Below are 20,726 nucleotides of genomic sequence, written 5' to 3'. Positions count from 1 at the left end.
GACCAGGTTGTTGGAAGAGTATCGGGAGAAAGTTGAACAGGCGAGGCAGAGAAGGCTTCGTCACAACCGCGCGGAGGCCGGCGTCAGACCATCAACTTTTTTGGCCGAATTTGTCTGACACAGGACACGGAGGCAGGAACTCGCTCTGTGCCTTCCTGATCCCTTGGACGTTGATGATCTTCCTTGCACCTATCCAATCTACGCCAGAGTTGTCTGATCGGTTGAACCCTATGGCGTCCTCCGTGTAGAGAGAATCAGTGATGCTGGGATACTTGTTGTAGACAGAGTATGCGGCATAGATTGCTCCATCAGGTGCGATCGCCAGATTTACTCCTTGGCAGAACGCGACAGAGTCGCCGAGCTCTTGGGTGAGCGACCGCGAAGTGCCCCAGGACTCACCGCCGTTTGTCGAACGCTTGAAGGCGATCCCGTAATGATAGGTGTGCGGATTCAGCGGCCAGCCATTAGAACTCCAAGCACAGTAGATGTGGTTTCTGTACGAGGGTGACACGAGATCGACAGCGAAGTGAGGCTTGTCCGGATTCGACTCGCCGGCCGATGAGATCAGGAATATCTGATTGAGTGGCCAGTACGTGCCGCCGTCGGGCGACTTACTAACGTACAGACTCAGGTTTCGGAGGTGGCAATAGTAGGCATTTCCGTCTGCATCATAGGCTACGACCGGGTCGGCCGTCCCGCTCCCGGGCAGGGTATCGGCGCCAACCCAACTGGCGCCGGCGTCCGGAGAACCGGCGTATCCAAGCAGCCTTGCTAAATACGTACCGCATCGATCGGTCATGTAGCCAACAAGCAACCGCTGCTGGTCCACGGGGTTGATGGCGACACTGATTTCTGCCTGCTCAACTCCGTCGTTTGCGTGTACCGTAAGGTTCACATAGTTGGACCGGACCGGAGAAGCGAGATTGGAACACGCCGGGCATTCGGCCATCGACGCGGTGTCATCGGCGCACAAGGTCTCTGTGCCAGCAATAGAGGAACCCGGACCGGCGAGCAGCATTGCGAGCAGCGCTTCAGCGCAGCACCCTGCCGACCAACGCAGAATCCTCTTTGTCTTGGTCATTCTGCCTCCCTCTTGGCCACTTCCGCCTATTTCGCGTCTCCTTGCGTGATCGGGACGCAGGGATTGCAGAATTCAATTGTCGGGTCAGCGTTCCGAAACGCCACATTGATGATCTTCACGACATCAATGACCGTTGTGAAACTGTCACAGTCGGCGTCCGTCTGTTTGATGGAGCACAGCGGACCCGGATCGGGCTGCGCCCCTTGCCCCCGAAACGCCACGTCAACACAGTTGACAACATCCTGGACATCTGTGCGAACACCATCACAATTCGGATCGCCGTGGCATGCACAATAGCATGCCGGAATTGGTGGAATGCACCGACCTGACGAATCGCAGTTCTCACAGCCAGATCCCAAGAACGCCTGGAATTCATCGCGGTGGTTGACCGTTCCCCATTCCTGAGCCCCGTTCTGATCAAAGTCGACACCATACCAATAGACAAGCATGCCGACGTCACCTTCGTTCCAGCTGCATGTTTCGACAAACGCGACTTGGGGTGTGTTCCACTCCCACACCTTGTGGTAGGGAGAGAAGAACATCGTCAGCTCATCGAGCCCGTCACAGTCGACATCGAATCCAAAGGCCGGCGTCCACCCAACTGCCCCGGTGATTTCCGAAAACACTTGAACAACCCGAAACACATTGTCCCCAATCGGCTGGAGTAACTCATACCGGTATTCTCCCCCAGGGACCTCTGTGAACGAATACCCCAGGAGCACATGTAAGACTCCTCCGGGCTTGGGTCGGACGGCTGAGGCGCAATGCTGATTGCCTGCCAAAGTCTCGCCGACGCGCCCAATGTACACCAAGCCACCGTCTTTCCACTCGAACAGCATGTAACCTGACTCGCTACCGGCGATGAACTCGATGCGACCGTCATGGTCGAAATCGCCGACAGCCGATGGTCCACCGGTGAGCGGCGGGGCTGCAATATCGGAAACGATCTCGAAGCTGTCCGCTGTAGCATTGAAGTCTATTACCAGCGCACGCGATGTCCCGCCAAGGCTGCCCACTGTCAGGTAGAGCTCCAGTGCGGCATCACTGTCGAGGTTCACGCTGACCGGGTCCATCCCCACGTTCATCCCGGGGAAGACGAAGCGCTGGCGCAGGCTCCAGTCGGGTGCTGAGAGAAAGTCCAAGTACCCGTCCACCAAATTGCCGGTCTGGCCGACCAGATCGAGCTGGCCGTCTCGGTCCACATCTTCCACGAGCCAGGCCACGCGGTACGTAGCCGGGAGCGGGATCGTATCGTGGCGGAGAGCGGAATCCACATCGTGTCGGACGATACGGTTGTTGTAATAGTCCCCCACGTACAGCTCGGTCACTTTCCGACTCGAATCGAAATGGACCGCGATATCACCCTGGGTAACGGAGAACGCGGCAAGAAGCGGGCACTCCATTGAATCCGAACCGTACGATGTTGCGGCCCCGAACGGAACGCCTGCCTCCGCCTGTTGATAGCCACCGCCGATAGCCCACCACGGAATCACCCGCCAAGTGCGTGGGTCGTCGGTCACCACACGACTGGAGTCGCCGGCCGAGACATACCCGACCAGCGCCAGCACACATGCCAGCGCCAGCAACGGGAGCTTGCGCCGTCTTGCGGGATCATCGGGGGTCATCGCCAACCCCGCCAAAGGGCCCTGTCACTGTTCGACGCTGAGGAGCGTCCTTCTTCGTAGATAAGATCGGCGTTGCGCTGCCGGTGTCAAGCGGAATTCAGAATTCCCGGATTCCGCCCGATGGGAGGGGATTCGCTCAGAGTTACAGTTTGAAGAGGTCTTCCGCCCCGGGCAGGATGGAGCGACGCATCGGCCCCTACTTCCCAAGAAGAAACAGCAGATTCCTCACTTCCCTCAGTTCATTCGGGACAAGTCGTTCGGAATGACAATTGGAGGGGCCGTTCCATAGCGGGCCCAGAAGCGACAGGTAGCGGCGCCCCGGACTATCGCGTCGAGTCAAGCTGGGACTTCAAGTCATTGATCACGGCGACGGGTGTGGGATCACAACCTCTGACTATAGCCAGATGATAGCTGATATAGTCACCGAGTTGCACGAGCGAGAGCATCCGTACCAGACGGTTGGCGCCAGAGGCTGTGAGCGACACCACCGGAATGCCGCGCGCCGACAGTCGCTGAACAATCCAATCCAGCCGTATACCGGCGCGCGGCGTGTCATCGGCGCTGCGCATCACCGCCAATGCCAGTTGCCCGCCGCCGGTGTAGCCGTCCATGCCAACCAGCTCGTTGTGATTCAGCTCCGGCAGCACATTGGCAAAGGCCGGGACCTTGGCATTCTCGCACAACTGTCCCTTGAAGCGATAGGCGAGGACATCGGTGGAGCCACTGCTGCCATAGACGCAGGTGTGATGCCCCTCCAACACTGCGGCCACCTGTTTGGCCGCATTGTCTGTCAGCGGGCGCTTCTGATCATAGAACTGCGAGCGTTGTTCGAGGAAGTCGGCGGACATCTTCAAAAGGTCGGTGCGATCGGGAACGATTCCCCAGCGGGCCAGCGCGAGCATGACCGGGCCAAAGGAGTACCCCAGCGCGGCTCGTGGCGAGAATCCGCCGGGCAGTTTGATCATCGGCCAGCCATACTGGGATGCCATCTGCTCCACCCCGCCCCCGGTGGCAATCGCCAGGATGCGGCAGCCGCGTCGCCGGGCCTCATCGGTGGCCGAGAGCGTCTCCTCGGTGTTCCCGGAATAGCTGGAGGCGATGACCAACCAGAAGCGGTTGATGAACTCGGGAAGGTGGTCATTGCGCACGATCAGGAACGGGACCGGTGATTCATGTTCCCAATAGGCCCGCGCCAGATCGCCGCCGATCGCCGATCCGCCCATGCCGCACAGACAGACACCCGCCGGCGTGGTGGGCTTGAAGGCCGTCCAGTTCACCTGATCGGCGAGCCCCGGCGCCTCCCGCAGTTGCTCGGAAAGTGAGCCGATGGCGGCGTGCATGCCGCCGGGATCATACTGCGCGTGACGAGCGGGATCATCGAGCCGTGCGGCCGCCGGGCGCGGATCAGCGCCGCCTGTGATTTGGATGCTGGAATCGCTCACGAGTTGGTGCACCTTTGAGGAAGTTGGTCGCCAGAGTGCAGACATCATCCGCCGTCTCGGTGCGGAGAATCCTCGCCGCCAACTGCCGGGCTTTGGCGAAAGAGAGTGATCGGACCAGTGACTTCATGCGCGGGACGGAATTCGGGTGCAGCGACAGCGAATCGACACCGAGACCCAAGAGGGGGGCTGTGGTCAGAAGATCGCCGGCCATCTCGCCGCAGACACCCACCGGGATTCGGGCCTTGTGCGCGGCTGCGACCGTATCGGCGATCTGGCGCCAGAGAGAAGGGTGCCAGTAGTGGTGCAGGCGCTCCAGGCGGGCATTACCGCGATCGACGGCAACTGTATACTGCGTCAAATCATTCGTCCCGAGGGAGAAGAAATCGGCGCGTCGGGCCAGCTCCGGCGCCATGCGGACCGCCCCCGGGGTTTCGATCATCAGCCCAAGCTTGACCTTGCGGCCAATGGCCGACTTCCGCCGGCCCAGATCCTCCCGCGCTTGCGCCCAAAGCCGCTGCACCTCGCAGAATTCCTCGACGGTCGAAATCATCGGCACCATCACCCACACGGGGCCGTGGGCGGACGCTGCCAGCAGAGCGCGAAACTGCGACACCAACCGTGCCGGATGGGCCAGCGAAATGCGGACACCGCGCACCCCCAGTGCCGGATTGGATTCGGGCGGCAGGTCGGGCAATGCCTTGTCGGATCCAAGGTCGAACGTCCGCACGATGAGAGGTCGACCCCCAAGCGTTTCCACTGCCCGACGGTATACCTCGCGTTGTCGGTTTTCGGTGGGATACGATCCCTGCTGCAGGAACAGGTACTCTGTGCGGTACAGACCGACACCGGCGGCGCCGGCGGCACAGACCAGCTCGGTCTCGCCGGCGAGATCGATATTGGCCATAAGCGAGAGCGTGTGCCCGTCCTTTGTCGTGGCGGGGAGATCACGGAGCACATCCAGACGCTTGGGCCAGGGGGAATGAGTGCGCCGCTTCTTACGCTCCACAAATTCCACGGTCTGGCCGCGCGGCTCGACGATGACGAGACCTGAGAAACCGTCGACGACGACGCGTGTCCCCGGACGGACAACACGCAAGTCGATGCCGACGCCGACGACGGCCGGAATCCCGAGCGACTTGGCCAACAGCGCCGTGTGCGACGTCTTCCCGCCCGTCTCGGCCACGATTCCGAGCACGAACTCTTTCTTCAAGCTGATGATATCACTGGGCGTGATCGTGTGTGCCAGCAGAATGGCCGGCTCCAGAAGGCAGAGATCGCGCAACTCCGGGACACCCAACAGCCGATGGATGACCCGCCGTTTGACCGCCTGGATTTCATTGGCCATCTCGCGCAAATACGGGTCGGCGGTGCGCTGGATCGCCTGCTGGGCCTCGCCAACGACGGCCGCAAAGGCGGTCTCCGCCGAGAGGCGTTGCGTCGCGATCATCTCTTTGACACGGGCGCGGATCGTCGGATCGTCAACAAGGAGAACCTGTGCATCGAAGATCTTGCCGAGAGCAGATCCGACGGAACTGGGGGACTCGTCCTTGAGCGCCAGCAGTTCGGCTCGCACTGCGGACAGCGCTTCATCGAGCCGCCGAGACTCATCGTCGACAGAGACATCAGGGTCGAGATGCCGTCGCGAGAGCTCCTCGGTGGCCAGGCGGTAGACGAAGGCCGGCCCCAGCGCAATCCCCGGCGCGGCGGCGATCCCCCGCCAGCGTCGCTCGGAATCGGCATATCGCACCGTCATCGGCTACCGCTCACCGAAACGAATCTCAAACACACGGGTAATCGCGTCAACGGCCTTGGCTTCATCCGGGCCCTCGGCGCGAATGGTGATCACAGACCCCATCTCAGCCGCCAGCGTCATGACCCCCAGCATGCTCTTGCCGTTCACGGTGCGGCCATCTTTGACCAGTGAGACCTCGGATTTGAACCTGGTTGCGGTCTGCACGATCATCGCCGCCGGGCGGGCATGCACCCCGAGCGGATTGGTCACGGTCACCTGTTTCTCTTTCACGGTGGGGTGCGGTGGACAGTGACCGGTTCCGGCCGGGATCTCTCACGGTCCTTGGGGCTGGGAGCTGGACCGGCATCGGTCTGTACTATGATTGACGCGAGACGAGATTCCCTGCCGATTTCTTGACCAGCCCCTTCAGCTCCAACAAAGTCAGGACGCGGGCACACTCTCCCACGGACAGGCGCAAAGAAACCGCCAGGCGGTCGATGTGGCAAGCAGATCCTCCCAGTCCGTCATAGACCTGCCGTTCGATCTCCGTCAGTGGGGGCAATGGCCTGGGCAATGGGGCGGCACTGGTTTCGGATCTCATGATGCGAAAACCGCTGAGGATGTCATCAGCCGAAGTGACAAGCCGGGCTCCCTGCTTCAGCAGTTCCAGTGTGCCTCCGAACTGCTCCTGCCCGATCTCGCTGGGGATGGCATAGACCTCCTTGCCCTGGTCCAGAGCATGCTGCGCGGTCAGCAGCGCCCCCGAGCGTCGTCCCGCCTGCACGATCAAAACACCCTGCGAGAGACCCGCAATCAGGCGATTGCGGATCGGGAAATTGTGCGCGTCGGGCGGGGTCCCGAAGGGGAACTCGGTGAGTACAGCACCGCGCTGGATGACCGGCTCAACCAACTTCTTGTTCTCCGGCGGGTAGACGGTGTCGGGCCCGGCACCCCAGATGGCTATTGTCGAACCGTTGGCCTCCAGCGCCGCGGTATGGGCCACGGTGTCGATGCCGCGCGCGAAGCCGGAGACGATCGTGATTCCCGCCGCCGCGAGTTGGCCGACGATCATCCGGGTGGCGCGCACGCCGTACTCGGTGGCCTGGCGGGCACCGACCACAGCAACGGCAGGAGCGTCGGGAACAGCCCCCAAGAGAAAGAAATACGGCGGTGCATAGCGCAGCCGGGTCAGTGATTCGGGATAGCGAGAGTCCCCAAAGACAATCAGCGACCACGGCGATTTGGCCAGTTGATCGACCTGTATCTTGGCCCAGACCAACGCGTCCGAACGGGATGATTCGGTTTGCACCGGGCGGCGGAAGATGCCGGTCTCACGCCAGTCGCTGTCATTGTGCTGCCAGGCGAGCTTGGGGGACTTGTACGCTGCGATGAGCTTGAGGAAGGTCGCTCTGCCCACGCCCGGCAGGTGCGACAGAGCCAACCAGTATTCCGCATCCACAGGAATACGGTCCCCGGAGACAGACGGTGCCACTATCTCGGCAGGTCCTGTCGGCTGGGTCGGCTCCATTATCCGGGCACCGTCGCACGCACAGACCGAGGAGACGTGAGCATTCCATCGAACGCGGCCAGAACCGCCGGGATGCCATCCCCCGTCTTGGCCGAAATCATGAAGTCCGCATAGGGGAAATCATGACCGTCGCGCCGGGTCGGTTCCATCAGGTCGATCTTGTTGATGACGACGCGACGGGGTTTGTCCACCAGATGCGGATCATAGGCCGCCAACTCCGCGAGCAAATGCCCCAGATCGTCACCGGGCGATTCACCGGTGCCGTCGAGAATGAACAGGAGCACGCGGGTGCGCTGAATGTGACGCAGGAATCGGAAACCAAGCCCTTTCCCCTCATGCGCCCCATCGATCAGGCCCGGAAGGTCGGCGACGGTGTAGGTACGATAGCCAGGGCGCTCCACGACGCCCAGTTGGGGCTGCAGGGTCGTGAACGGATAGGCGGCGATCTTGGGCTCGGCGGCGGAAACGGCTTTCAAGAAGGTGGACTTGCCTGCATTGGGGTACCCGACCAAGCCGACGTCGGCGATCAGGTGCAGCTCGATGCGGATCAGCCGCGACTCGCCGGGGAGCCCCGGCTGCGCCTTGCGCGGGACTTGTCGCGTGGCGGTCTTGTAGTACGCGTTCCCATGGCCGCCGAGGCCCCCTTTGGCCACGATGACGTTCTCGCCCGCCGTAATCAGATCGCCCAGCAGACGCCCATCGTCGACATCGAAGATCATGGTCCCGGGGGGAACGCGGATGACGGCATCTTCGCCGTTGGCGCCGGATTTGAGGGCACCGGAGCCGTGTTTACCGCGACCCGCCTTGATGTGCTTGCGGTAGCGCAGGTCGAGTAGGGTCGCCAGGTTCGGATCGACCTCGGCGCGGACATCGCCTCCCTTGCCGCCATTGCCGCCATCGGGGCCGCCCTTGGGGACATATTTCTCCCGACGGAAGCTGACGCACCCCGCCCCGCCATGCCCGGCACTCACCTTCAGTTGGACTTCATCGACGAATTGCATGGGGGATCATGATGTCAGGAGCACAGGGCTCCTGTCCTACGACATGCCGGTGCATCCCGAGGACGCACGCCGCACTTTGGCGTTCACGGCCCCATCAACGCGACCATGTTCTCCTTCAGATGTTCGAGGGCGATGTTGCGATAGAGGCGTCCGCGGTGCGCCAGCGAGATGCGGCGGGTCTCTTCCGATACGACAACGACAATCGCGTCGGAGTCCTCGGTGATCCCGACGGCGGCCTTGTGACGCATCCCGAAGAGATCGGCGTATTCATCGTTGATGGTTAACGGCAACGTGCAAGCAGCGGCGGCGATGGTCTCGCCGCTGACGATGACGGCGCCATCGTGGAGAGGCGAGTGTGGCGTGAAGATCGTGACCAGCATCTCGGCGGAGAGGCGGGCATCGAGGGTCTTGCCGGTCTCGGCGACATTGCGCAGACCTACTTCCCGCTCCAAAACGATGAGGGCCCCCCAGCCAAGTTCGGTGAGCCGTTCGGCGCCGCGGACGATCTCATCGACGGCGGGATTCGGCCCCAGTTTGAAGAAGACGCGGAACATCTGCGAATGGCCGATCTGCGCCAGGGCGCCGCGAAGTTCCGGCTGGAAGACAACGACCAGAACGATGAAGCCGACGGTGGCCAGATTGGTGAACAGCCACTTGAGCCCCTCCAGTTGGAACCAGAAGGCGAGGAACGACACGGCGCCGACCAGCATCAGCCCGACAAAGATCTGCGCCGAGCGCGTGCCTTTCATCAGAAGGAGAAGCCGGTAGATGATGTAGGCGACGACGAGGATATCGATCAGGTCGACGATCCCGAAGCGCAGAAACCCGACGCGGAACAGATCCAAGACATTCCTCCGGCGTGGTCACGCCCTGTGTCCTACTCATGATACGGAGGATCAGGGAAGTGGTCAATTGCAACTGCCGGCCTCGTGTGTGCCACTGACCTCGGTCAGTGGCGGCTCCCGAGCGCGAGGCCTCGGAAGACTGTCAGGTGACCTGCCGACATCGTCCGCGCAGGAGCAAGACAACCACTGACCAAGGTCAGTGGCACGCAGATGAATCGAGCGGGCGGAGAATGCTCAGGGCTAAGCGGGGATCTTGGGCGTCAGGGCGGCGGCCACCGACAGGGCCCGTCGGGTCGATGCGACATCGTGGACGCGGATGATCTTGGCGCCGGCTTCGACCGCGCGGATGGCTGCCACCAGTGACCCTTCGAGGCGTTCCTCCGGGGGGGCGCCGGTAATCCGACCGATGAACGACTTGCGTGAGGCGCCGACCAGAACGGGATACCCGAGGGCGACAAGCCGTGGGATTGCGCGCAGCAATTGGAGATTGTGCTCAAGCGTCTTACCGAAGCCGATGCCGGGATCGATGATGATTCTGTCGCGTGGAATCCCGCTTGATTCCGCCATGCGGGCACGATCGGAGAGGAATCCGGACACCTCGGCAACGACATCGTGATAGGTCGGATCGACTTGCATGGTGCGCGGGGTGCCTTGCATGTGCATCAGGACCACGGCACAGTCCAATCGGGCAACCAACGGCAGCATCTCCGGGTCATCACGCAGCGCCGAGATGTCATTGACCCAATTGGCGCCCGCGGCCAATGCCGCGGCGGCGACGGCGGCGCGGGTCGTGTCGACCGATATCGGACCGGGCCAGAGGGCGCGGATCTGCTCGATCACGGGGACGACGCGACGGATTTGTTCATCTGCGAAGACAGGTTCCGAGCCGGGGCGTGTGGACTCGCCCCCGATGTCAAGGATATCGGCCCCTTCATCGATGAGCCGGCGCGCCTGCGCGACGGCGGCCACCGGATCGGCAAACCGCCCGCCGTCGAAGAATGAGTCGGGGGTGACATTGACAACCCCCATCACCCAGGGGGGCTGCGATGGGGGCCAGATGTTTCTCGGCCGGAGATCGTCCGGTGTTGACATGCGTCTCTCTATGCCGGTGACGCCCCTGGCGCCATGTCCCCCAGAGGTTCAACCTCCCGGGCCGGAGTTGGCTTGGCCGCGAGAATCGGCGCCGCTTCTGCCGGTAGGGGCGGCGGTTCGGGACGGGCGTTAAGTTCTTCGCCGCGCATGAGCGCATCGATCTCCTCACCATCGAGAATCTCACGCTCCAGAAGCGCCTTGGCAATCGTGTGGAGGTGGTGGATGTTCTCCGACAACAACGCCACCGCGCTGGCCTCGGCCTCGGTCACGATGCGTTTGACCTCATCGTCGATGGCCTGCGCCGTTCGCTCGGAGTAGTCGCGGTGACGGGCGATCTCCCGTCCGAGGAAGATCTCCTCCTGCTTCTTGCCGAAGGTCACCGGACCCAGCACATCCGACATTCCCCATTCGCAGACCATCTTGTGCGCGAGTGCGGTGGCTCGTTCGAGGTCGTTGCCGGCTCCGGTCGTGTACTGATTGAACACCAGCTTCTCGGCCACGCGCCCACCCAACGTGTAGACCAGGCGCGCTTCGAGGTACTCGCGGGAGTGGGTGTGCCGCTCATCGATCGGCAGAAACTGGGTTACGCCGAGCGCCAGCCCGCGCGGGATGATGGTGACCTTGTAGACCGGGTCGGCCTTCGGCGTCAGCTTGCCGACCAGGGCGTGCCCGGCCTCGTGGTATGCCGTGGTCTTCTTCTCGTCCGGCGTGATCATCAGGGACCGGCGTTCGGTCCCCATCATCACCTTGTCCTTGGCGTTCTCGAAGTCCTCCATGGCGACATTGTCGCGGTTGCGCCGCGCCGCCAGGAGGGCCGCTTCATTGACGAGGTTGGCGATGTCGGCCCCAGACAGACCCGGAGTGCCGCGCGCCAAGACCTTCAAGTCAACATCGGACGCCAGCGTGATGCGGCGCGTGTGGACTTTGAGGATACCCTCTCGTCCCCGCACGTCCGGGGCATCCACCACGACTTGGCGGTCAAATCGTCCGGGCCGGAGCAGCGCCGGATCGAGCACATCGGGGCGGTTGGTTGCGGCCAGCAGAATCACACCCTCGTTGGACTCGAACCCATCCATCTCGACCAGGAGCTGGTTCAGCGTCTGCTCCCGTTCGTCGTGACCGCCACCGAGCCCGGCGCCGCGCTGACGCCCGACGGCGTCGATTTCATCAATGAAGATGATGCAGGGGGCCGACCGCTTGCCCTGCTCGAAGAGGTCACGGACGCGTGAAGCACCAACGCCGACGAACATCTCGACGAAATCCGATCCAGACATCGAGAAGAAGGGGACCCCGGCCTCACCGGCCACAGCCTTGGCCAACAGCGTCTTTCCTGTTCCAGGCGGACCGAGAAGGAGGACTCCCTTGGGGATCTTGCCGCCCAGACGCTGGAAGCGTCCCGGATCACGGAGAAACTCAATGACTTCCTGCAATTCGGTTTTGGCTTCATCGGCGCCGGCGACGTCCTGGAATGTGACCTTGGGACGATCCTCGGTCAGAAGGCGCGCCCGGCTCTTGCCGAAGGAAAAGATCCCCTTCGGCCCGGACTGCATCTGCCGGAACATGAACAGCCAAAAGAAGACGAGAATCAGAAGCCACGGCGCAAAACCGAGAAGCAGACTGGTCCAATTGACCCCTTCTTCCTCGGCATTGATCGCCACCTTCTTGGCTTCCAAGCGCGCCATCAACGGCTCCGCATCGCTGGTCGGCAGCAGAAGCTGGAATTCCTTGACCCGGCGCGAGCGGCCGTTGACGTCCTTGAGAACGTCGACCTTGAACTTCCCCTTCAGACGGCGTTCCACCACGGTGACCGAGGCGACGTTGTCGGCATCGAGCTGTTCGACGAACTCCGTATAGGTGACCTCGACCCGCGACTGCCGTCCGAAGCTGTAGTAGTTGACCAGGATTGCTGAAAGGGTGATCAACGCCACCCAGAAGATGAGGGTCCGCGAGGATCGCTTCCAAGACATCGGCGACCGCGAGCCGGGGTCATTCGGGAGGCGCGGAGGACGGTTTTTCGACGTCCGGTCCGGGCGTGGCGGCTGGGAATCAGGCACTCGGTGTATTCTCCTCCATGTGAGCAGGATCGAGTCTGGCAATGTGGGGCAGGTGGCGATACCGTTCCGCCAGGTCCAATCCGTATCCCACGACGAATCCCGCTCCGATCTTGAACCCCACATACTCAATCGGCAGGTCCGGCTCCGGAGATGCGCGTTTGTCCAGCAATGTCACAACCGCCAAGCGACGCGGCTGCCGCGCACTCAAGAGGCGACGAATATACGCCAGCGTGGCTCCCGAGTCGACAATATCCTCGACGATGAGAGCCGACCGTCCGGTAATGTTTACACTCAAATCCTTCAAGAGTCGAACCGCTCCGGAGGGTGTGGTGCCGGTGCCATAGGCGGCAATCGCCATGAAGTCCACGTGATGCGGGATACGCAACGCCCGACACAGGTCGGCCACGAAGATGAAACTCCCCTTCAGCATGCCCACGAGGACCGGCGTGTCATCGGCAAAGTCGATCTCAATCTGGCGCGCCAGTTCCTCCACGCGTCGAGCGATTTGCTCGGCAGTAAACAGCACGTCCATCCGGTGGTGCGGCTTCGTGCCCGTCGGTGCGGTGGCCGGCTCGGTCATTGGGTCGGGCCTCCGGTAACCCGTACACGCAGGATCCGTCGGGTGTGCGCCGTCACGCGGACGCGGGCGGCGACGGGATAGCCGATCGGCCACAGGATTCCCGCCGCATCGGTCAGAACCGGCACCTCGCCGCGACGGAAGGCCGGCACACCATTCTCCGCCAAGAGATCCATCAGCTTCTTGGTTCCTCTCAAACCGATGGGTGTGTAACGATCCCCCGGCTCGGCGCAACGGAGGTACAACGGACCATCAAGACGCTTTATATCAAAGTGCGCGAGGCAGCAGTCATCGGGTGTCCCCATGTCCCGCCCCAAGGTCACATCGGTGGTGATGCTCCATGAGCCGACCCCTGACACATGCCCACCAGCCCTCGAAACCGAGATCGGGACTCGCTTCACACCGGCAACCGCACCCTGTCGCCAGACAGCGATCTCGTCTTGTGACCGCTCGATGACCAGTTTCCCCTGCTCGACGCGCACAGATCCGCCGGCGGCACGTCGCCGCCGCAGTTCCGCAAACCGATCCACCGTCGTCGCCCGTGGGACCAGACTCAAGCCGACTTTCGAGACCAGGTCCCTCAATACAAAAGGGTCGAGAACCGGATCGTAGCGGTTCATGCGCCGGACCGCCAGCGTCACGCGGCCGTCTTGCTCACATCGGACGGCGCGCGCGACCAGACGATGCGCGATGTGTTCCAAGTACACACGCTGGCGCCACAGTTGCTCGCCGAGCCGTGCCAACCCGCGGGCGATCGCCGGATTGGCACGTTCCCAATCGGGAAGGAAATGATGGCGAATGCGGTTGCGTCGGTAAGCATCGCCATGATTCGATGAATCCTGCCGGTATGGAATCCTGACCTGGCGCAGGAAGGCAAGGATCTCCGACCGCGTGGCCTCGAAGAGCGGCCGAATGATCATCCCGCGCACGGGGGGGATTCCCGAGAGGGCGAAGGTACCACCGGCCCTGAGGATGGCCGCCGCAACGGTCTCGGCCCGGTCGTCCATCTGATGACCAACGGCAATCCACCCATATTGGTGGCGGAGCGCCGTTCTCTCCAGGAAACGGTATCGGGCCTCTCTGGCCCAGGCTTGCAGATTCGATTTTAGCCGGGAGCGTGACCGCCGAGGATGGCAACAATGGAGCTTCACATCCCAGGTACTTGCCAAACGGCGCACGAAGTCCTCTTCCCCATCGGACTCGTCGCCCCGCAACCGATAATTGACGTGCGCGGCACCGATCGTCCAATCATAACGGGGCGCTTCCCGCAGTAGAGTCGCCAGCAGGGCCACCGAATCCGGCCCTCCAGACAGCGCCACCAGAATCCGGGCACGGCGCGAAGGACGTCCATAGTCCTCCCAATATTCTTGCACGCGCCGGGCGAGTGTCTCGATCCGGCTTCCCCCCGCCGCGCGCAGGGCCGCCAACGGCGGGATCGGTTCGGGAGTATGGCGGGCAACCGGAGTCATTGCGCTGCGAAGCCATCCCGAAGAGCGCCTGGCAGAATGAGGAGCTCAAGGTGCATTGGGGCATCGTCATATGTCATGCGCTTGTGACGACCCCTCACCCCTTCGGCCTCGCTCAGGGCAGGCCTCCCCTCTCCCCAAAGGGGAGAGGGGAAGAGTCTGATCCCCCTCTCCCTTTCAGGGAGAGGGCTGGGGTGAGGGTAATTTCCTTTTCCAGCCATTATGTTAGACGACCTCAGCGAACACAGGCCACGACCAATGTCACATCGTCGACCGGCTCAGAGGGATCGGCGAAGGCATCGAGGGACGCGCGAATTGCATCAACGATCGCCTGCGCGGGCTCCTGCGCGTGGTCGTGAACGAGCTTGATCAGGCGCGGCAACTCGAACATCGTTTTGTCCTTACCCACCATTTCGGTGACGCCATCGGTGTAAAGCACGATGACATCCCCAGACAGCAGCCCCAAGGCGCGCTCCTCGAAGACCGAATCCTCAAACAGCCCGAGCGCGGTCCCTCCCTCCTTGAGCAGGATCACCGAGCCGTCGGCGCGACGCAGGACACCGGGATTGTGCCCGGCATTGGAGAAGGTGAAGATGCGGTTGCGGGTGTCCAAGACGCCATAGAGAGCGGTCACGAAGCGGGACTGGTCATTGCGCTCACACAGCAGGCGATTGACCTTCTGCATGATGCTGCGCAGGGCATAGTTATTGCGGATCTCCGCGATCAGGGAGGCCCGAAACGTCGCCATGATGAGGGCGGCCGGCACTCCCTTGCCGGCGACATCCGCGATGGCAATCCCGATCTGGCCGGGGATGATCTCGATGAAGTCGTAGTAATCGCCGCCGACTTCGACCGAGGAGATGTTGACCCCGGCGATGTCAAAGCCCTCGATCTGGGGATTGGCGGACGGGAGGAACGTCCGCTGGATGTGACGCGCGACTTCAAGTTCGCCCTTGATGCGGCGTTGTTCCAGAAGCGCGGCATGCACGCGGGCGCGCTCAATCGCCACACCGGCGTGCTGCGCAAACGCCGTGACAAAGTCCAGGTCGGCATCGAAGAACCCGTCCACGATGTCGCGCTCGATGTTGAACACGCCGACCAGACGATCGTCCACGTGGATCGGTACGACCATCTCCGAGCGGGTTGCCGCGCGTGCCGGTTGGTAGCGCGGGTCCCGGCGAACATCGTTGACGATCAGCGGCTGACCATGCGTCGCCACCCAGCCCACCAGCCCCTCCCGCGCCTTCTCTTTCAGCGGGGAAAGATAGAAGTCATGGCCCACAGAGTAGCCGCGATCAACAATTCGTTCTACGCGGCCATCGGCGCCGACGAGGAAGATGCCCCCGGCGTTATAGGGAAACACCTTTTGAAGGGAGTCTAGAATGGCATCGAGGACGCCGTCCAGATCCAGCGATGAAAGTAGCATACGGCCGGCTTCGACCAGCGAATGATTCTCCAGCGATTGGCGCTCCGTCTCGCGATAGAGCAGCGCGTTGTCGAGCGCCACGGCCACCTGCTCCGCCATCGGCACCAAGAGCGAGTCGACGCGAGCGCCCTGGTGCGATGGACCAGTGACGACACCGACCGCACCGAGGACACGGGAGCGGTGGACCAAAGCCACCCAGCGTCCGGGTGTCACCGGACTGGTGGCCGCCGCGGCGACCGCCTGATCCACGACGGCAAGAGGCGTCACGAACGGAGACCCGTCGTCCCCACGTGCCTCCAGCCAGTTCACGAAATCGCGCCCCACGTCGGTCGGCAACTCCACTGATCCCAGTGTGTCGCGCTGCCAGAACTTGAAGATGATCGGATGGTGCGTGCGCGGACGATGCAGCAACAAGACCGCCCCCGCCGATTCCGTCAACGTGGCGACGACCTGAAGGACGATCTCGTAGAGCTCATTGAGACGCAGTGTGGCATGGAGTGCCCTGGCCGCTTCGATCAGCAGCTCGGCATCGGTCGGATGCACAATGGGCGACGCCGGGGGCGTGGGAGTCTTCTCCTCTCCCGCGGAACTGAGCTGGCCCGACGCCACGTTCGTGGTCGTTTCATTCACGCTGCTGCGGCTCTCCTTATCCATCCCAAATGGGTCATACTTGTCGCAACTCCCCTTGTTGTACCTCTACGGGCGACGGGGCCACGTTGTGCGCGGTGGCCGATGCCATCAACCGGACCGTTCGCGCCCCACAAGTCCCCGCAAGCAAGTAATATACACCGGCCCTCCCAATCTGTCGTCCAAAACTGACGTGATGTCCCGTCGCACGACCCCACTGCGCATGTGGACAACCGGTTATGAGGCCATGTCGATCGGCGGGGGAACAGGGTCTATGGGAACCCGATGCAACCGGTAGACGGAAACGAGCAGTGCGAGACCAGCCGGCAGGGTCACGTACCAGGGGACCCATTCTAGGGGACGTTCCCATTGGTCCGGGCTCTGAGCAGTGAAGACCGCAAGCGCCAGCGCGTTGTTGAGAGCGTGTACGACGATCGCCGGTCGAATCGAGCCGCTGCGTTCGGTCAGGTACCCCAGCAGGCACCCAAACACCCACAGGCCGACGAAGTTCCACGGGTTCAGGTGCAGGAGTGCGAACAGGAATCCGGACCAGATGATGGCGTGCCGGGAACCGAAGGAGTGCCGTAAGCCGCTTTGGATGATGCCCCGGAATGTGATCTCCTCGCAGACGGCGGGAATCGCCGCCGCCACCAAGAGAAAGAGCGCCAACTCACCGGGTGAATCGGCGGCCAAGTAGCGCCGGTAGAATTCCAGCTGCGTCGGCGGGATCGGGTAGAAGCGGTCAATGAGGACCGGCAGGTTGCTCTCAGTAATGGCGAAGGCCAGTACGGCCACCACCGCCCACAGCCAGAAGGCGAAGCGGACTCGTGCCGGTGCGGTCCAGCGCTTCCATCCGGTATCGAACCAGCGGCTCACAATGTACGGCGCGAGGGCAAAGCCCAGTATCTCAGTCAATGCCACCGAGCCGTAGAATCCCAGCGGACCCAGCAGCAGAACACCCAAGAGAAGAGCGGTCAGAGCACTGAGAACATAGAAGAGGATCGCATGCCCGCCGTCCCAGCTGGGCAGACGGCGCCCACCCTCGGGAGTCAAGGGCGGTGCAGGCAGATGAGACTCGCCCGACTCAGTATTGTCATCCCACATGGAAGACTGATCGACCACTGAGTTCCCCCACCGCACACTCCCCGTGCACCCCTGCGAATCTCATGGGAGATGCTGCCTCAGGCAAGGAGTACCTTCTACCCGTATGCGGGGAGAAAGGATGGACCGGTGATGAGAAAGGAGGGAACCCCGGGCTGAGGGCGGCAACCCGGGGTTGGGGGAGGATACCAGGAGCAATCGATCTCAGAGGCAGTGTCGTCTTCGCGGTGACAGTCCGCCGCGATGGACACACAGCGGCAAATGCGCAGCCAGCGGACAGGAAAACTCGCGCACGCGATTGAACTCCGTGAACCGTCAGGAGTTGTCGGGGTGCGCGGAGATGATTCCGTTGTGCATAATCCGAACAGCGTCGTCGCCAAGACGGCGAATATGCAGGATCAGGACCACATGTCGTGGGCTGATCCCAAGACCGGACTGGTCAAAGGAGTTTTCGGTCGACGGCAGCGGCGGTCAACTCATCGCGGAACTTGGGGTGGGCGATGCCGATGAGGGCCTCGGCGCGCTGATGCAGATTCTTGCCAAAGAGATAGGCGCTGCCGTACTCTGTGATCACGTAATGGACGTCGGCCCGCGTCGTGACGACACCGGCCGCGTGTTTGAGGTGCGGAGTGATCCGCGACTCGGCGCCCTTCCTCGCGGTCGACGGCAAAGCGATAATCGGCCTGCCGCCGCGCGATCGGGCCGCGCCCCGAATGAAGTCCACCTGCCCGCCGAAACCGGAGTAGATCTGGGGACCGATCGAATCGGCGCAGACCTGCCCGGTCAGATCCACTTCAATCGCGGAGTTGATGGCGATCATATTCTCGTTCTGGCTGATGACAAACGGATCGTTGACGTGATCCACCGGATGCGCCTCGACAATCGGATTGTTGTCGAGGAATTCATAGAGGTCCCGGGTGCCGAGCGCGAAGGTGATGACGGCCTTGCCGGGATGGAGCGTCTTCTTCCGTCCGGTGACGATCCCGCGCTCCATGGCACGCATGGCCCCATCGGAGAGCATTTCGGTGTGTATCCCGAGGTCCTTGACACCGTCCATCATCGCCCACACCGCATCGGGAATGCCGCCGATTCCCATCTGGATGGTGGCGCCGTCGGTGATCAAGGCACGGATGTGCTCGCCGATTTTGTGTTCGACGTCGCTGATCGGGCGCGGCGGCAACTCCGGGAGCGCTTCGTGATGCTCCACGATAGCGTTGACGCGGCTGACATGGATGAATGAGTCCCCGAGCACCCGCGGCATCTTCTCGTTGACCTGCACGATGACGGTCTTGGCCACCTGGCAGGCGGCGTGGGTGTTCATGGTCTCCACGCCATAGCTCATAAAACCGTGCTCATCCGGAGGCGAGACCATCACCATGGCGACGTCCAACGGGATCAAACCCTCCAGGAACAGCCGCGGTATCTGGTGCAGGAAGATCGGCACGTAGTCGGCACGGCCGTCGTTGACCGCCTCGCGGTCGGCGGGGCCGACAAAGAGCGAATTGTGACGGAAGTGCCCCTCCATCTCCGGACGGCTCAGAGGATCTTTGCCCAACAGGAGGACGTGATACAATTGGACGTCGGTCAGTTCCTCATAGCGCGCCGCCAGCGCCTGGATGAGGGCCTGTGGGGTGGCCGCGTTGCCGCCATAGTAGACACGATTGCCGCTGGCAATCAACTGCACTGCCTGCACAGCCGAACACAGCTTGCCACGATAGTCCTCATGCCAGTGCATGGTGTTCACTCCTGTCGATTCCCGCGATCGAGAAGAAGCAGCCGACCCCAGCGTTCGGGGGGCAGGTGCATGCCCTCGGAGACAGACGCCACCGGAGCTTGTGAATGAGAGAACAATCGTCCGAATCGGAGGTTCGTTCCGTTGGCATTGCCAGAGCCATTGACTGGATGTTCCCCAATCTGACGGGGCCAAGCGTGTGGCCCCACGACCCCGGGCGCGGGGGATCACGCCGGGGACTCGTCCCCCAGCAAAGAGGCCACCACCGGATGGGTCGGCCGCCCGGCCTTCATGAAGATCCCTTCGGCGAAACGCGGCTGTTCGGCCAGAACAGCGTCCAGCCCCCCCTCGGCGAATCGGCGGACGTAATGGAACAGGGCATTGGCCAGCGCAAACGACGAAGTCCGCGCCACGGCCGCCGGCAGATTTGGAATGCAACAGTGGATGACGCCATCGGCAATGTAGGTCGGGTCAGACAGGGTGGTCGGCCGACCGGTGGCGCAGATACCGCCCTGATCGATCGAGCAGTCGATGATGACCGAGCGCCGTTTCATGCGCCGCACGATCTCCTGTGTGATCAGGATCGGGGGCTTGCCGGCGTGCACCCAGACCGCGCCCACCGTCACGTCCGCCAGGGGCAGGACCCGTTCCAAGTTGAGCCGGTACGGCAGGTAGGTCACCACGCGCCCCTTAAACTCGCGCATCGCCATCCGGAGCTTCTCCGGATCATTGTCGAACAGCGTGACCTGCGCCCCCATCCCGAGCGCGGCGCGCACCGACGACATTCCGACCATGCCGCCGCCGATGACGACGACATGCGCCGGGGGAATACCGGGCAGACCCGACAGGAGGATCCCACGGCCGCCGGTGTGACTCTCCAAGATACGCGCGGCCATCGTGATGGCGATCTGCCCGGCGATCTCGCTCATCGCTTCGACAATTGGACGCCGGCCTTGATCGTTCTCGATGAATTCATAGGCGATGGCGGTCACTTGTTTGGCGGCGAAGCCACGCAGCATCAACGGCGAGAGCGTCGCCAGATGGCCGAACGACATCACGGTCTGCCCCGGCATGACGACGCCCGTGTCCTCGGGGATGTTGGGGGCGACCCCGAGGACGAGTTCGGCGCGCCCGACGACCTCGGCCCGCGAGTAGACGATGTTGGCCCCGGCGGCCATGTAGTCTTCGTCCACAAAGCCGGCCGCCTGTCCCGCTTCATGTTCGACATGAATGGTATGGCCGCGCTGGGTCAGCAGGTGTGCCCCCGCTGGGACCAACGGCACGCGCCGCTCGTCCTGGCGGACTTGTTTGACGACGCCGATATGCATGGGTCAGGATCCCCCGGTGTAAGGTTCGTAGCGGCCGGCAACGATGCGGTGGCTGACCGCGAATCTGTT

The 20,726-nt window shown here is 62.6% G+C and carries 16 protein-coding genes; all 16 read right to left on the bottom strand.

Annotated features, from left to right (window positions below; all coding sequences use genetic code 11):
* Positions 1-91: 91 nt before the first annotated feature.
* On the bottom strand, positions 92-1,081 hold the full coding sequence (locus tag AB1792_04585; GenBank protein ID MEW5701488.1) for a PH domain-containing protein: 990 nt from the start codon (positions 1,079-1,081) through the stop codon (positions 92-94).
* Positions 1,082-1,107: 26 nt separating this feature from the next.
* The gene (locus AB1792_04580) at positions 1,108-2,706 is read right to left on the bottom strand and encodes a hypothetical protein (protein ID MEW5701487.1); all 1,599 of its coding nucleotides are present in this window, start codon (positions 2,704-2,706) and stop codon (positions 1,108-1,110) included.
* Between the two features lie 323 nt (positions 2,707-3,029).
* Complete coding sequence (locus AB1792_04575; GenBank protein MEW5701486.1) at positions 3,030-4,148, bottom strand: bifunctional phosphoglucose/phosphomannose isomerase; 1,119 nt, start codon at positions 4,146-4,148, stop codon at positions 3,030-3,032.
* Positions 4,111-5,901, bottom strand: coding sequence for a phosphoenolpyruvate--protein phosphotransferase (ptsP, locus tag AB1792_04570; GenBank protein ID MEW5701485.1), 1,791 nt, complete (start codon positions 5,899-5,901; stop codon positions 4,111-4,113). The genes AB1792_04575 and ptsP overlap by 38 nt, the downstream gene beginning before the upstream one ends.
* Positions 5,902-5,904: 3 nt before the next feature.
* On the bottom strand, positions 5,905-6,171 hold the full coding sequence (locus AB1792_04565; protein ID MEW5701484.1) for an HPr family phosphocarrier protein: 267 nt from the start codon (positions 6,169-6,171) through the stop codon (positions 5,905-5,907).
* Between the two features lie 85 nt (positions 6,172-6,256).
* Entirely contained in the window at positions 6,257-7,339 is a 1,083-nt protein-coding gene (gene dprA / locus AB1792_04560; GenBank protein MEW5701483.1) for a DNA-processing protein DprA, read from the bottom strand.
* A gap of 68 nt (positions 7,340-7,407) precedes the next feature.
* Entirely contained in the window at positions 7,408-8,409 is a 1,002-nt protein-coding gene (gene obgE / locus AB1792_04555) for a GTPase ObgE (protein MEW5701482.1), read from the bottom strand.
* 83 nt (positions 8,410-8,492) lie between these two features.
* On the bottom strand, positions 8,493-9,254 hold the full coding sequence (cdaA, locus tag AB1792_04550) for a diadenylate cyclase CdaA (protein MEW5701481.1): 762 nt from the start codon (positions 9,252-9,254) through the stop codon (positions 8,493-8,495).
* A 240-nt stretch (positions 9,255-9,494) separates the two neighbouring features.
* Positions 9,495-10,283, bottom strand: a complete 789-nt coding sequence (gene folP, locus AB1792_04545) for a dihydropteroate synthase (GenBank protein MEW5701480.1) — start codon at positions 10,281-10,283, stop codon at positions 9,495-9,497.
* A 71-nt stretch (positions 10,284-10,354) separates the two neighbouring features.
* Positions 10,355-12,313 (bottom strand): ATP-dependent zinc metalloprotease FtsH, encoded by a 1,959-nt coding sequence (ftsH, locus tag AB1792_04540; GenBank protein MEW5701479.1) that lies wholly within the window; start codon positions 12,311-12,313, stop codon positions 10,355-10,357.
* Positions 12,314-12,392: 79 nt separating this feature from the next.
* Positions 12,393-12,980 carry a hypoxanthine phosphoribosyltransferase gene (gene hpt, locus AB1792_04535; GenBank protein MEW5701478.1) on the bottom strand — a complete coding sequence of 196 codons (588 nt, stop codon included), beginning with the start codon at positions 12,978-12,980 and terminating at the stop codon, positions 12,393-12,395.
* On the bottom strand, positions 12,977-14,446 hold the full coding sequence (tilS, locus tag AB1792_04530) for a tRNA lysidine(34) synthetase TilS (GenBank protein MEW5701477.1): 1,470 nt from the start codon (positions 14,444-14,446) through the stop codon (positions 12,977-12,979). Before tilS ends, hpt begins: the two co-directional genes overlap by 4 nt.
* 232 nt (positions 14,447-14,678) lie before the next feature.
* Positions 14,679-16,499, bottom strand: a complete 1,821-nt coding sequence (locus tag AB1792_04525; GenBank protein MEW5701476.1) for a GAF domain-containing SpoIIE family protein phosphatase — start codon at positions 16,497-16,499, stop codon at positions 14,679-14,681.
* A gap of 234 nt (positions 16,500-16,733) precedes the next feature.
* Positions 16,734-17,600 carry a type II CAAX endopeptidase family protein gene (locus AB1792_04520; protein ID MEW5701475.1) on the bottom strand — a complete coding sequence of 289 codons (867 nt, stop codon included), beginning with the start codon at positions 17,598-17,600 and terminating at the stop codon, positions 16,734-16,736.
* Between the two features lie 436 nt (positions 17,601-18,036).
* The gene (locus AB1792_04515; protein MEW5701474.1) at positions 18,037-19,332 is read right to left on the bottom strand and encodes an acetyl-CoA hydrolase/transferase C-terminal domain-containing protein; all 1,296 of its coding nucleotides are present in this window, start codon (positions 19,330-19,332) and stop codon (positions 18,037-18,039) included.
* 224 nt (positions 19,333-19,556) lie between these two features.
* Positions 19,557-20,657: an alanine dehydrogenase gene (locus AB1792_04510; protein MEW5701473.1), complete on the bottom strand. Its 1,101-nt coding sequence runs from the start codon at positions 20,655-20,657 to the stop codon at positions 19,557-19,559.
* Between the last annotated feature and the right edge of the window lie 69 nt (positions 20,658-20,726).

Source organism: Candidatus Zixiibacteriota bacterium (assembly GCA_040752595.1).
Lineage (GTDB): Bacteria > Zixibacteria > MSB-5A5 > WJJR01 > WJJR01 > JACQFV01.
This window is presented reverse-complemented; position numbering and strand designations above follow the sequence as displayed.